Raw genomic sequence first — 13,616 nt, 5'->3', positions numbered from 1 at the left:
TTTATTGGGATCGAATCGTTGCCCGGCTGATGAACACGCTACCCGCGCTGGAGTGAGCCATAGGGGTCGCTGTCCTCCTGTGCCTGGCGACAAAGCATGGGGCGCCGAGATCGCCCTGGCAGCAGCCGCCCAGACAAGACACGGTAGCTGGGAGTGAGGCTGCAGGCGATGGTAGCGCAGGTGCGTGCCCTAATGGCGGGCTGCACGCCCGTCGCTCTTGCCGGAGAACCTTTACCCCCCCTTTGTTGGCGCCTAGCTGCTTCTGGCTTCGAGATGGACCTGGTAATGATCCAGAACGTAGTGAACGTCTTCAGCGACTCTTTGCCGCCCACCACAGAATACGAATGTTCCAAGGCCATCCTTGTGGCAGAAGAACTCACCCGATGCTGTGTCCCCTGGGCGCGGAAGGGTGCTGATTTTCAATGTCGGCAGGTTCTCGCTATCCGGGAGCGAGAGGTGCGTGACATAAAGCGTCTCACGGGACAGGTGTCTTTTTGGAAACATCAGGTAGGCCCAGGCTTCGGCACTGTGGTGGGCCTGTAGGGATTCGCAGAGACCCAATTGAAGCGTCAGGTGAAGCAGGCGCAGGTCTATTCCATGGGCGAGCTCTATCATTTCGGCCGTAGGTCCTCCGCCAGGGCGGTAGGCAATTTCCAGCAGCTCGAAGCCATCGTCGGCGTCGCCGAAGGCTTCGATATGGTAGACCCCATCAGGCCCGTCAAACGCAACCATCACGCGCTCGATGAAGGGTCGCCAGCGTGCCTGAAGATCGTCTTCGGGTACGGAGAGGTACCCCAACGGGCGCTCGGCGAGATAGTCGATGGGTTTTCCCAGGTATTCTCCCGCGGACAGGAATGCCAGCTGTTTCCTTAGGACGACTGCATCTAGCTGATACAGCGGCTGGCTGTTGTAGGTTTCAAGGATGTACTGACGGTCGCTCATATCCTGATAGGCGTCATCCTCACCGCTGTGAATGTCGGAAAGCTCGAGGGCACTGGTGATGATCTTGACCCCGACGGCGCCAGCCAGGGACCGGGGTTTCAAGATGATCGGGAATGTCGCCGCGCCGCCCTTGATCTGGTCGAGTGTGAGTTCTCTGGGCGTCGGAATGTCGAACGACTGGGCGATCTGCTTCATTCGCTTCTTGTCGCGAAACCGTGCCGCCACCTCTAGCGTTAGCCCTGGCAGTCCCCAGCGCTCATTGGCCCAAGCTGCAATGTGTACCGCGAATTCATCATTGGGTAGGACCGCAGTTACCCGGTACTCGCTGGCGATTCGGTCAAAGGCTCTTTCAATCTCGGCATGGGCGGCAAAGTCACGAACCAGAAAGGTGTCGGTGCGATTCAATTCCGCTCCGGCCTGATCCAGCAGATCCTCCAGAAGATAGACGAACGTCCAATGCGGTATTGGGTAGGTGTTGCTGATGTTAGCGATTACTTCACTGACATCCAGTTCAGAGGAAATAATCAGTATGGTGTTTGGCTGGTCTATTCTCATGACGAAATTAGCCTCCAGTTTTGTGGAGAATCCTCTGAGGCAGGATTATTCCAAAGCGGCTTTTCACTGTTCAGCGGCCACGTCGACCCGGTAGTTTTTATTCAGGTAGTCGATGTCCTGAAGCACGAGCTTGCGGTTGCCACAAAATACGAAAGAACCCAGCGAATCCTTGTAGCAGTAGAATTTTCCCGACGCTAGATCGCCTGCTCTGGGCATCGCATAGGTTCTCAGAGTCGGCATGTTTTCGAGGGGCGGAAAGGCGGTCTGTGTGACGTAGAGCGGCTCGGTAGCAAGATGTTTTTTAGGAAAGGTCATGTAGCCAAAGGCCTCTTCCTTGCGTTGGATATCGAGTGACGGCGCTAAACCCAGCTGTGCGGCAAGATGGATATGCTTCAGGTCCAGCCCATAGACCATCTCTATCATCTCCACGATGGCTGCCCCGCCAGGTCGGTAGGCGATTTCCAGCAGTTCTGCACCGGCGAAGGCTTCTATGTGATAAACCCCGTCAGGCGCTTCGAATGCGGCTATCACGCCTTCAGTGAATTGGCGCCAGGTATCCTCGATCATCCGCTCGGGGACGGACACCGTGCCGACAGGTTTTTCCTGCAGGAAATCAATGGGTTTTCCCAGGTATTCGCCGACCGATATGAATGCCAGCGTTCCTTCGAGAACGACACAGTCTATATGATAGATACTGCTTGGATTGTAGGCTTCGATAAGATACTGACGCTCACTCATGTCCTGGTAGTCAGGGTCGAAATTGATATCTATTCTTGAAAGTTCTTCTGCTGTGGAAATGATCTGGACACCTTGAGACCCTGCCAGTGAACGCGGTTTGATGATGAGGGGGAACTGGATCTCTGCGCGCTTGATTTCATCAAGGGTAATTTCCCTGGCTGTCTTGATGCCTGCTCGCTGAGCAATTTCTTTCATCTTCTTTTTGTCGCGAAACCGTTGAGCATTTTTTCGAGTTATGCCTTGGAGTTGCCAGCGATCATTTGCTGAGGCGGCGACGTAGAGCGAAAATTCATCAAAAGCGATCGCCGTAGAGATTTTATAGTTGCAAGCTATTCTATCCAGCGCACCCGCTACCTCAGTGGCGTTAGCGAAGTCGGAAACGATGAAGTTTTCCGGCCGTTTCAGTTCGGCGCCTGCTTCGCCCAGGTAATCCTCCAGCAGGAAGACGAACCCCCAGCCCTCCAGGTCATGCAGCGCCTTTATCGCTTCCAGCTTCGCGGCGACAGCGAGGTCGGAAGAAGCGATCAGTACAGTAGGTTTGTCGTTCATTTCAATTCCCTGGCTTGGGTTCGGCTGCCCGTATCGCTCCTTGGACGCTGTCTGGAAATGCTCTGCGCTTATAGACCTTTCCGACAGGATGGGGCCGTCAAGCGCGCAGGGTCTCCGGTCCCTGCACGCTAAGAGCATCCCTGTGCTGCAAACAGGGCGTCGACCGTCATCAGATATAACTTTTCAGGCTCCCGCGACGTTTGACATCCAGCGTCGCGCAGTGAAAAGAGCCTCCAAAGGTTTGGAAGTGTTTGAACGGACAGAGGATGGTCTTGAATCCCCACTTGCGAAAGGCACTGATCAATGCCTCCTCGTCCTGTTCAACAACAACAGTTCTTTCGTCCAACATCAGCACATTGATGTGAATCCACTTGGAAGTGATGTAAAGCGGATGGTGATCTGGCAGGTTGGACTGCGGAGGATTTAAAATTTCCCAGTCTTTGAAGATGTCAGGGATCTGCGGTACCCAGCCTTTGTTGACCAGTACACGACCTGGTGCCAGTGGTAATATCGTTGTGTCGATATGCATGGGTCCCGGCTCTTCAAACTCATAGATGTGGATGCGATAGTCCGGACCCAGGGTTCTGCGCAGCCATTCGATTCCTTTGTTGTTGGTTACATGGCTACGCTGCCCGATGATGTCACGGCCCATTTTCATGAAATCGGCAGCGTCAAATAGTGGTTCCGCTTCAGTGATTATGGAATTAAATGGAATCTCTTGATCGAAGTCATAATCCTTTTTCCAGATGTCGTCTTTCAGCATCGGCTTGGGCGCCGAGATCCAGTCGGCACCTCTGCTGAAGTAATCGTTCAGGATGTCACGAAAAGCGAAGGTCTCGAAGTAACGGCTGCGCCAGGCCATGGGTACTTCAATGATCTTCTTGCCGATCGCAAAGAGGCAGTCCCTTGGCATGGCGGAGTAGAAGGTGCCACCTGTCGTGAAATGGGGAGTCACTATGGGCTGATGATGATTGGACTCGTTTGGCCGTCTTACTCTTATGCCCTCGGCTTCCAGGATCCTGGCCAGCGTATTGACTTCCTGCCTGGCTTTGCTGACCAGCTCTTCTGGAAAACGCCGTCCTGAGTAGGTCTGGAAAAAGTCGCTTGATTCCCGGGGTATGATGGCCTTCAGGCCGGTATCCCATTCAGGTACGCGAATATCATCCATTATTCCAACTATGACCTCTTCCAGGGGGTCCCACTCCGTATAGACTTCTACAGGGCTTTCCAGGTTGGAAAAAGATGACGACTCTTCTGTTTGGAATTCCATGGTCAATGGCCTCCGGCAGTAAGTGAAGAGTTTATGTTTGGCGAAAAAATACTGGGTGGCAAGAGCGGAGGTTAAGTAAATATATATTGTCGGATTATAAGATAACGGTATTCCTATGTGTTGGTCGAGTGTTGGGGTCAAAAGTGCGGGTGAGTGCGCGCCTTCTGCTTAATTGATGTTTCTTGTGGGGTGATGATTTTTAGTGCGTCTTCCTGACTGCTGCTGTATTTTTTTAGAGGGACTGTGGTTGGCGGCTTGATCCGGTCAGGCTATTTGATAAAAAGGAGATGCATCGGTCTGCACGATAGGTATTGGCGTACATGTAATAAGCAGGGCGAAAATTAATATGCTGGTAGTACTTCTTTGAAGATCATGCGGCCGGCATGTCATGGCGGAGATGGCGTGCATCTTCATGGGTTATTGAAATCGCTCTGGGCGATTCAAGGATGGGGAGAGGCGCTTCAGGGCGCTATTGAAGGCTCACCGTGAACGCTGCCCAGGAGGTTGGGCTGCACCTGACCCGCATCGGTACTTTGCGCCGCGTAGATTCGCTGGCCAAGACTGATCGTCGCCCGACTACCTTTCAGAAAATCGGGATAGGCCGGTTCGCCAGCAGCCCAAGGGAAGGTGGCCCCATCACTGGCGTTGCCCGTCCTGGAGTCGTAAGTAAGCCTTCGGCTTCGCGTGCTCCTGGAAGAGGCCGGGCAGCGTGGGTATCGAAAGCGCATGAGCGCACGCCGTCCAACGTTGGCCTGGGCCTGTGCAGCTAGGCCGAAACGACGAGTTCGCTTCAGCTACGCGGTTGTATGTTTACCGGGCTAACTCGCGATCTAATGGGCGGCAACGGGTATTGCCGGGAGGAGGGCTGGCCTGCTGCGCTTCCGGCCTCTCAGCGATACATCAGCGCCCGGTTAGGCACCAGCCCGAATGCTGCTTGCGCTAGCGGTCTGGTTGCGCCCGGCCAAGGGTGCCGAGGTGCGTCTGGATGCGGCCGCAGGGTCTGCGGTCGCGTTAAAGGATCACCTTGTCCTTCAGCTTTTCCGCCGCCAGTTGCAGCGCCTGAATGACCCGGTCCTTATCGTAGTTCTGGATGTTGTTGGTGTCCAGGTACATGGAGAAGCCCGGCAGTTCGTGCTCGACGTAGCTGGGGGAGGCGCCCAGGTCGCGGCGGAAGTCCACCACCTGGTAGATCTGCACCGGCTTGCTGAAACCCTTGACGGTGATCCAGCTCTTGTCGCGGCACATGATGGTTTCCTTGACCAGCGAGTAGGTCTCGTGGCTGATCAGGATCTCGCCGGCGTCGGCAGCGTTTTCCAGGCGGCTGGCCAGGTTCACTTCGCGACCGATGATGGTGTAGTCCATGCGCGTGCTGGAACCGAAGTTGCCGACCGTGCAGTAACCGGTGTTCAGGCCCATGCGGATCTCCAGCGGCTTGTTGATGCCCTGGCTGCGCCACTGCTGGCGCAGGACCTTCATGTGCTTGCGCATGGCGATGGCCATGGAGACCGCGGCCACGGCATCCTTCTTGGCGCCCTGGCTGTTGGCGTCGCCAAAGAACACCATCACGCAGTCGCCGACGAACTTGTCGATGGTGCCACCGTACTTCACGGCGATCTTCGACATCTCGTTGAGGTAGTTGTTGAGCATGTCGGTGAGGGCTTCGGCCTCGAGTTCTTCGGACAGCTCGGTGAAGCCCTTGATGTCGGAGAAGAACACCGTGATCTTCTTGCGCTGGGTGCCCAGGGCGATGTGCTGTTTGCCGGTGAAGATGGATTCCCAGACCTGGGGCGAAAGGTACTTCGCCAGATTGTGCGCCAGGATCGCCGACTTCTCCTGCTCGCGCTTGAGATCGTCGTTGATCTGGATGAGGCGTTTGCGCTGCCGGTGCAGGAAGTAGCCGGTGCCCCAGAGGTGCAGCATGGTGCCCACCACGCTGGTGACCGCCACCAGCAGCGGACTGGTGAGGTCGACGCCATGAAAGAAGGTGGCACTGCCCAGCGCCGCGGCACTGGTGGCGAACAGCAGGCAGAGGCCGAGCAGGCGGGGGCCACCGCGCAGCATGCTGGTGTAGCCGAGCATGAACAGCAGCATCAGGGTAGGCATCAGCGGGAAGCGCAACACCACCGCGGCCATGCCGACGTGGATGGCGTCCAGGGCGGCGAGCAGGATATCGGTCTGGGCGCCGCGGTCGCGCCGGAGCTTGAGGCTCAGGGTCTGGGCCACGTGCGGATAGAGCAGGGCATAGGGGATAAGCCAGAGGCCCACGGCATCGGCCTGGACGTAGTAGCCCGCAGTGACGCTGGCGGCGGCAATCAGATAGGCGAATACCCGGGCGTAGTAGACGCCCAGGCTGTCACCGGACGCTGCGAGGAACCGGTTGAGCGCAAACTTCATCTGTCGGGTCCGTTTCGAAAAAGGCGAGAGGTCGGGATAACTCCGTTCGCGACGATGAAAGCGGCCGGGTTTTCTTGCATTGGCGATCTTAGCCGACCGCCCCGGCGAGGGCCAAGATTGTCGGCCGTTCCGCTGCTGTGACAGCCAAATTCGACAGTCATCCCTGGGTTACACTGCGGCATCTTTACAGGAGAGACGCTATGGATGCCCTCGCAGCCCTTTGCAATCGCGCCTCGGTCGGTCGCCTGACCGGGCCAGGCCCGACCCCCGAGCAACTCGAGACCCTGCTGCGCGCCGCGGACCGGGCGCCGGACCACAAGCTGCTGCGCCCCTGGCGGCTGATCCTGGTGGCCGGCGAGGGCCGTACTGTGCTCGGCGAGCTCTATGCGAACGCCCTGCGCCGTCGCGAGCCCGATGCGGATGCAGCGGCCCTGGACAAGGCTCGGCGCATGCCACTGCGAGCCCCCCTGGTGATCGCCGTCGTTGCCACGCTGCAGGAGCACCCCAAGGTGCCCGTCCAGGAGCAGATCATTACCGCTGGCTGCGTTGCCCACGGCCTGGTCAACGCGGCCTTCGCCCTGGGACTTGGGGCGGTCTGGCGCTCCGGTGACTTCAGCTACGACCCCTGGGTGCTGCAGGGGCTCGGGTTGGCCGAAAACGAACAGCTGGTGGGCTACATCTACCTGGGCACGCCGGAGGTAGCGCCGCGCGTCCCGGCGCCGCGTGATCTGAGCGCGCAGGTCAGCCATTGGCCAGGACCGGCCTGAGCGGCAGGATGACGGTGGCGAGAAAGCCGCCGTCCGGGTGATTGCTCAGGTGCAGCTCGCCCCCATGGCGCTCGATGGCGCGGCGGGCGATGGCCAGGCCGAGGCCATAGCCAGTGGCGTGCTGTTGATCCGAGCGGAAGAAGGGCTCACCCAGGCGGGGTAGGTCGGCTGTCTTGACCCCGGGCCCGTGGTCGCGCACCTGGATGCGGACCTCGCCTTTCGCCGCCGTTGCCGAAATGACAATGGGCTGCGCGGGTGGATTGAAGCGCAGCGCATTGCGCAACAGATTGTCCAGCGCGCGTTCCAGCACGTCCGGCCAGCCATCCAGCCGCAGGGCGGTGGGCACGGCCAGTTCCACGCGCTGCTGGGGTGCGCTGAGCTGGGCATCCTCCACCAGGCCTTCCAGCAGTGGATGCAATTCCAGTTGCTCGGGTGGGCCCGGGTCGGCTTCCTGGCGGGCGAGGGCGAGGATCTCGCCGATCAGGGTTTCCAGGCGATCGCATTCCAGGGTCAGCCGCGGCCACATGTTGCCCAGGTCACGAGGATCGGAGCGTTCGGCCAGCGCCAGGGCGATGCGCAGCCGCGCCAGCGGTGAACGCAATTCGTGGGACACGTCGCGCAGCAGCTGCCGCTGGCTGTCGATCAGGCGCTGCAGGTGGGCGCCCATGCGATTGAAGTCCTCGGCCAGCACGCCCAGTTCGTCCTTGCGCCGGGCCAGGCGGGCCAGGGTGTCCTGCTGATAGGCAGTCTGGCCGAGATCGTGGACGGCGCGGCGCAGATGATTGAGCGGGCGGGTCAGACTCAGGGTCAGCAGCAGGCTGAACAGGGTCAGTACCACGGTGGCGATGGCCAGCATGCCGACCGGCCAGAACAGGCTCTGCCGGCGCCAGGCGCCCAGCTCGGGCGTGGGCAGGTGGTAGATGAACAGGTAGTTCTGACCGCTCGGACTGGTGTATTCGTCGGTCAGGCGTCGCCAGGGCAGTGGCCGGTTGGGATCGCGGGCGCCAGGGCCGGGACGCTGCTGATGCTGCGGCTGGTCGAGATCCTGGTCGAAGATGCGCGGTGGCAAGGTGCCGCGCACCAGGGGCGAGCCGTTTTCGCCCAGCACCAGCACATCGATGCCATAGCGGCCCTTGCGCTGTTCGAGCAAGCCCTGGGCGGCGGCGGGACCGTCGTTTTCATAGCGTTGCACCCATTGTTCGGGAAGGTCGCGCAAGCCGGGATGCTGCGCGAGGATCCAGGAATCCTGGTCGGCCAGGTGGCCGAGCAGCATGGTCAGGCCGACCGCGGAGAGGATGGCCAGCCAGAAGGTGGCGAAGATGCGCCAGAAAAGGGAACGAAAAACCATGCGGTCGCCTTAGAAACTGCTCAAAGTCTGCTGCGCGTCGGCCAAACTGCGTTGAAAATGCCCTGGAAGGCCAGCCCCGTCCGAATGCTCATTTACTACTCGTAAACCCGAGCGCGGGTCCGATCCGCTTCCTCAGACATTTTCGTGGGGCCGCCTAGGCCTTGTTTGTCTCCAGCTCGCGAGACGTTGGGCAGGTTCTCGGTCAGACGCCGCGCCGAGGACCGTCGGCGCAGCGATCGGGGATTACGAGGACTTGTGGTCCTGCTTCCACTGCTGGAATTCCGCCCACTCCTTGGCGCGATCCTCGCGCTTCTTTTCCATTTCGTCGAAGCGCTTCTGCTGATCGGGCTTGAGCAGGGCGCGAATGGACTGACGAGTCTTGTCGCGATTGCCATCCAGCTGATCGTGCAGGGCCTTGCGCTGATCTTCGGGCAGCTTGTCGAGATAGCTCTTGACGATCTCGCGTTGCTGCTGGCGTTCCTCGCCCATCAGCTTGCCGACCTGCTCGCGTTGCTCGGGCGTCAGCTTGAGACCGCGCAGGGGGCCATCGCCACGCGGACCACCGTCCATCAGCTTGCCGTGGGGCGGCGGGGCGATGTCGGCGCTGTCCTGGGTCGCGGCCAGGGTCAGGGTCGGCAGCAGGGCAGCGAACAGCACGGCGGGCATGAGTTTGCGCATCGGGAAATCTCCTTGGGATGACCGGTGCAATACCGGATGAGCCCAGTCTAGGAGCGGGGAAGTCAGTGGCGGTCAGCGGGCGTAAAGAGGGGGTAAAGGCTGCGCGGAGGGCTAAACGCTGTAGTAGTAGCCGCGGCCGCGCAGGGCGAGGATGCGCGGGCGACCGTCGGCATGGCTGCCGAGTTTGCGGCGCAGATTGCTGACGTGCATGTCCAGACTGCGGTCGTAGAGCGTCAGCTTGCGTCCGAGGGCTGCCTGGGCCAGCGCCTGCTTTTCCAGGGGTTCGCCCGGCTGGCGCAGCAGGGCTTCGAGAATGCGACTCTCGGTGAGGGTCAGGGTGATCTCGGTTTCGCCGATATTGGCGACGCCCCGCGCCAGACTCAGCGACAGATCGCCCAGCTGCAGGCGGGCCGCGGGTTGGGCCGGATGGCTGCGCCTGAGGATGGCTCTCAGCCGTGCGGTGAGTTCACGCGGATCGCAGGGTTTGGCCAGATAGTCGTCGGCACCCAGTTCCAGGCCGAGGATGCGGTCCAGCGGCTCGCCACGTCCCGACAGCATCAGTACGGGCAGTTGCGGATGATCGCTGCGCAACTGCTTGAGCAGCTCCAGGCCACTGCCGTCCGGCAGCATCACGTCCAGTACCACCACGTCCGGCGTGGCTTCGCGCAACTGGGTGCGGGCATCGCTGCCGGCATGGCAGGCGGTGACTTCGAAGCCTTCCTGTTTCAGCCAGGCACCAAGCAGCTCGCACAGCTCCTGGTCATCGTCGATCAGCAGTATCTGACTCATGGGATCAGTCTCGCGGTTCATCCATGGGTTGCAGATGGCGCGCCAGATAGAGGCCCTGGCCGAGCATGAACACCAGGGTCATCGCCAGGCTGCCGAAGACCTTGAAGTCGACCCAGAAGCTTTCGTAGGTGAAGGCCACATAGAGATTCGCGCAACCGCAGACGATGAAGAAGATGATCCAGGCGATGTTCAGCCGCGTCCAGATCGGCGCCGGCAGACGCACCGCGTGGCCCAGCATGCGCTGAATCAGCGGCTTGTCGCCGATGAACTGGCTGCCCAGAAAGGCCACGGCGAACAGCCAGTTCACCACCGGTGCCTTCCATTTCAGGAAGGTCTCGCTATGGAAGGCCAGGGTCATGCCGCCAAACACCAGACAGGCGATCAGCGTCAGCCACTGGCTCTTTTCCAGCCGGCGCTGGGTCGCGAAGATCGCGCCATAGACCACCAGGGACGCGATGATCAGGACCGCGGTGGCACTGAAGATGCCGCCCAGGGTAAAGGCATGCCCGGCGAATTCCAGCGGACGCGGATCGAGCTTGTAGACCAGGAAGAACAGGAGCAGGGGGATGAAATCGATGAGTTGTTTCATTAACGCAGCCGATAGCAGTGCATCGCGGCATAATACCTGATGAAGCCGGAGGAGAAAGCCATGCGTATCGACCTGCACTGTCATACCACCGCGTCGGACGGCGCCTTCGCGCCCGCCGAGGTGGTCAGACGGGCCCATGAGCGCGGGGTGCAGCTGCTGGCCATCACTGATCACGACACCCTGGACGGCTACGCCGAAGCCCTGCAAGCCGCGGACGGACTGGGTCTGCGCCTGCTCCCCGGTATCGAGATGTCCTGTACCTGGGGCGGCGCCACGCTGCATGTGCTGGGCTACAACTTCGCCCCTGAGGCGCCAGAGCTGAATGCCGCCCTGGAAGCGCTGCACGAAGGTCGCTGGGAGCGCGCCCGGGAAATTGACCGGCGGCTGGCGGCCAAGGGCATGCCCGGCACCCTGGAAGGGGCTCGCGCGGTGCAACTGGCCCTGGGCGACAGCCGCAATGCGCCGGCCCGGCCGCATTTTGCCGAATACCTGGTGCAGGCCGGCCATGTCGCGGACCGCGGCGATGCCTTCCGCAAATGGCTCGGCGGCGGCAAGCTCGGCGACGTCAAGCAGCATTGGCCGACCCTGGCCGAGACCCTGGCGACGCTCAAGGGCGCCAAGGCCTGGATCAGCCTGGCGCATCCGCTGGCCTATGGGTTCACCCGCACCAAGTTGCGCAAGCTGATCGGCGAATTCGTCAGCGGCGGCGGCCATGCCATCGAGGTGGTCAACGGCGTGCAGCCGGCGGAGCAGGTCGGCACCCTGGCAATTCTGGCGCGGGAATTCGGTCTGATGGTCAGTGCGGGCAGCGATTTCCATGCGCCGGCCGAGTGGTCGGAGCTGGGTATGTACCGTCCGTTGCCCGAAGATCTGCCGCCCCTGTGGGCGCGCTTCAGTCAACCGCTATACCCTCAGATTCGGGAACCCCAATGAGCCAGTTCATCGAAATTCATCCGCAGAATCCCCAGCCGCGGCTGATTCGTCAGGCCGTGGAAATCATCCGGTCCGGCGGTGTCATCGCCTATCCCACCGATTCGTCCTATGCGCTGGGCTGCCGTATCGGCGAGAAGAGCGCGGTGGAGCGTATCCGCCGCATCCGCCAGCTCGACGACAAGCACAACTTCACCCTGGTGTGCTGCGATCTCTCCGAGCTGGGCATCTATGCCAAGGTGGATACCAGTGCCTTCCGCCTGCTCAAGGCCTATACCCCCGGGCCCTACACCTTCATCCTCAATGCCACCCGCGAGGTGCCGCGCATGCTGCTGCATCCCAAGCGGCGCACCATCGGCGTGCGGGTGCCCCAGCATCCGATCACCCTGGCGCTGCTGGAGGCCCTGGGCGAGCCCTTGATGAGCGTGAGCCTGATTCTGCCGGGGGATGACGAAGCCCTGGGCGATGCCTGGGAGATCCGCGAGCGGCTCGAGCATTTCGTCGACCTGGTGATCGAGGGCGGTCCGGGTGGCTTGCAGCCGTCCACCGTGATCAGCCTGGCCGATGACGAACCGGAAGTGATCCGGGTCGGTGCCGGAGATCCGACGCCCTTCATGATCGAAGCATGAGCGAAGCCCTGGACCCCCAGCTGCTCGAACCCGAGCAGCTGCGCCTGGCGCTGGTCTATGGCGAGGCCTTCACCGAGCTGCCCCAGGACCTCTATATCCCGCCGGATGCCCTGGAGGTCTTTCTCGAAGCCTTCGAGGGACCGCTCGACCTGCTGCTCTATCTGATCCGCAAGCAGAACATCAACATCCTCGACATCCCGGTCGCCGAGATCACCCGGCAGTACATGAGCTATGTCGAGCTGATGAAGGCGGTGCAACTTGAACTGGCCGCCGAATACCTGCTGATGGCCGCCATGCTGGCGGAGATCAAATCGCGCATGCTGCTGCCGCGCGCCGAAGGCCTGGACGCCGAGGAAGAAGATCCCCGCGCCGAACTGATCCGCCGCCTGCAGGAATACGAGCGCTTCAAGAAGGCCGCCGAGGATCTCGATGAGCTGCCGCGCGAAGGCCGCAACTTCGTGGTGCCCACCTTGCCGGCGCCGGATGCGCGGGCGCGCAAGCTGTTGCCCGAGGTGGACCTGGGCGAGTTGCTGCTGGCGATGGGCGAGGTCCTGCGCCGCGCCGACCTGTTCGAGAGCCACCAGGTGACCCGCGAGGTGCTGTCCACCCGCGAGCGCATGAGCCAGGTGCTGGAGCGCCTCAAGGAGGGTGCCTTCGTGCCCTTCGTGGCGCTGTTCACCTTGGATGAAGGCCGGCTCGGCGTGGTGGTGACCTTCATGGCCATTCTCGAACTGGTCAAGGAATCCCTGGTGGAACTGGTGCAGAACGAGCCCTTCAGCCCTATCCATGTCCGCGCCCGGGTCAGAGACGCCGACGGGGAAGGGATCGCTCAGGCATAAGCCAGGGCGGCCGTCGCGGCGGCGCTCTTGCGCTTGCTCACCAACAACCGGGCACCTTCACCCGCTGCAGCCAGGGCCGCGGCTTCAGCCACGCTGGGGCTGCCGGTGTACTGCAACACCAGATCGCTGGCGGCAGTTATGCCGCGCTCTTGCGCCAGACGCTCGGCGGTGAAGCCGTGCAGAGGCAGCTGCCAGCGCTGGGCGAGGGCGCGCAGTCCGCGTTCCTCGAGTCGACTCGCAACGGTAGCCAGTGCGGTCAGCGCAGTGCGATCGCACTGGGCTTCCTGCAAGACCCCGAGCGCCAGCTCGGCGAGTTCGTCCAGCGAACAGTCCTGACGGCAGCCGAGGCCGAGAACCAGGCCCATCAGCCTTGAAGGTCCTTGGACGAAGCGTGGCAGTCCAGTCCAGAGCCTGAACAGCACAGCGGGCGAAGGACGAACGGGCGCCACGCCGAAGTATCGGTCTGGTTCAAGGTAGCGAAGGGACGCGTAATGGCGATCATGGCAGGTCTTGAGGGGAGGAAGGCAGGCGGTGGCTCGCCCTTGGCGACCGCTTCGAGCAGACCACGCGCCTCGTCTGCCGGTCAAGCCTGGCGGATT

At 61.2% G+C, this 13,616-nt stretch carries 13 protein-coding genes; 4 read left to right on the top strand and 9 right to left on the bottom strand.

Features of this window, described 5'->3' with window-relative positions; translation table 11 throughout:
• Nucleotides 1–252: 252 nt before the first annotated feature.
• From BGI51_RS19225 to BGI51_RS19210, 4 genes are all read right to left on the bottom strand, one after another.
• A complete protein-coding gene (locus BGI51_RS19225) occupies nucleotides 253–1,497 on the bottom strand; it encodes an ATP-grasp domain-containing protein (protein ID WP_187979378.1) in 1,245 nt (414 codons plus the stop codon).
• A gap of 63 nt (nucleotides 1,498–1,560) precedes the next feature.
• Nucleotides 1,561–2,784, bottom strand: coding sequence for an ATP-grasp domain-containing protein (locus BGI51_RS19220; RefSeq protein ID WP_187979377.1), 1,224 nt, complete (start codon nucleotides 2,782–2,784; stop codon nucleotides 1,561–1,563).
• 169 nt (nucleotides 2,785–2,953) lie between these two features.
• A complete protein-coding gene (locus BGI51_RS19215) occupies nucleotides 2,954–4,054 on the bottom strand; it encodes an amidinotransferase (protein WP_187979376.1) in 1,101 nt (366 codons plus the stop codon).
• Between the two features lie 1,011 nt (nucleotides 4,055–5,065).
• A complete protein-coding gene (locus tag BGI51_RS19210) occupies nucleotides 5,066–6,448 on the bottom strand; it encodes an adenylate/guanylate cyclase domain-containing protein (RefSeq protein WP_187979375.1) in 1,383 nt (460 codons plus the stop codon).
• Between the two features lie 200 nt (nucleotides 6,449–6,648).
• Here BGI51_RS19210 and BGI51_RS19205 point away from each other — a divergent pair, with 200 nt between their 5' ends.
• Complete coding sequence (locus BGI51_RS19205; RefSeq protein WP_187979374.1) at nucleotides 6,649–7,215, top strand: nitroreductase family protein; 567 nt, start codon at nucleotides 6,649–6,651, stop codon at nucleotides 7,213–7,215.
• On the opposite strand, the gene BGI51_RS19200 is transcribed toward BGI51_RS19205, so the two are convergent.
• The 4 genes from BGI51_RS19200 to BGI51_RS19185 form a co-directional block, all read right to left on the bottom strand.
• Nucleotides 7,190–8,563 carry a sensor histidine kinase gene (locus tag BGI51_RS19200; RefSeq protein ID WP_187979373.1) on the bottom strand — a complete coding sequence of 458 codons (1,374 nt, stop codon included), beginning with the start codon at nucleotides 8,561–8,563 and terminating at the stop codon, nucleotides 7,190–7,192. The two genes, BGI51_RS19205 and BGI51_RS19200, sit on opposite strands and share 26 nt — an antisense overlap.
• A 243-nt stretch (nucleotides 8,564–8,806) precedes the next feature.
• Entirely contained in the window at nucleotides 8,807–9,241 is a 435-nt protein-coding gene (locus BGI51_RS19195) for a Spy/CpxP family protein refolding chaperone (RefSeq protein WP_187979372.1), read from the bottom strand.
• A 111-nt stretch (nucleotides 9,242–9,352) separates the two neighbouring features.
• Complete coding sequence (locus BGI51_RS19190) at nucleotides 9,353–10,030, bottom strand: response regulator transcription factor (protein WP_133860652.1); 678 nt, start codon at nucleotides 10,028–10,030, stop codon at nucleotides 9,353–9,355.
• Between the two features lie 4 nt (nucleotides 10,031–10,034).
• A complete protein-coding gene (locus BGI51_RS19185; protein ID WP_187979371.1) occupies nucleotides 10,035–10,619 on the bottom strand; it encodes a septation protein A in 585 nt (194 codons plus the stop codon).
• Nucleotides 10,620–10,679: 60 nt separating this feature from the next.
• Between BGI51_RS19185 and BGI51_RS19180 the strand changes: the two genes are divergently transcribed.
• From BGI51_RS19180 to BGI51_RS19170, 3 genes are all read left to right on the top strand, one after another.
• Entirely contained in the window at nucleotides 10,680–11,552 is an 873-nt protein-coding gene (locus BGI51_RS19180) for a PHP domain-containing protein (RefSeq protein ID WP_187979370.1), read from the top strand.
• On the top strand, nucleotides 11,549–12,178 hold the full coding sequence (locus BGI51_RS19175) for an L-threonylcarbamoyladenylate synthase (protein ID WP_158893925.1): 630 nt from the start codon (nucleotides 11,549–11,551) through the stop codon (nucleotides 12,176–12,178). Before BGI51_RS19180 ends, BGI51_RS19175 begins: the two co-directional genes overlap by 4 nt.
• A gap of 110 nt (nucleotides 12,179–12,288) precedes the next feature.
• Complete coding sequence (locus BGI51_RS19170; RefSeq protein WP_187981357.1) at nucleotides 12,289–13,017, top strand: segregation and condensation protein A; 729 nt, start codon at nucleotides 12,289–12,291, stop codon at nucleotides 13,015–13,017.
• Here BGI51_RS19170 and BGI51_RS19165 read toward each other — a convergent pair.
• Nucleotides 13,008–13,382, bottom strand: coding sequence for a cobalamin biosynthesis protein (locus tag BGI51_RS19165; RefSeq protein ID WP_133860647.1), 375 nt, complete (start codon nucleotides 13,380–13,382; stop codon nucleotides 13,008–13,010). The two genes, BGI51_RS19170 and BGI51_RS19165, sit on opposite strands and share 10 nt — an antisense overlap.
• Nucleotides 13,383–13,616 lie beyond the last annotated feature (234 nt).

The organism is Pseudomonas oryzihabitans, assembly GCF_014522265.1.
In the GTDB taxonomy this organism is placed as follows: domain Bacteria; phylum Pseudomonadota; class Gammaproteobacteria; order Pseudomonadales; family Pseudomonadaceae; genus Chryseomonas; species Chryseomonas aestiva.
This window is presented reverse-complemented; position numbering and strand designations above follow the sequence as displayed.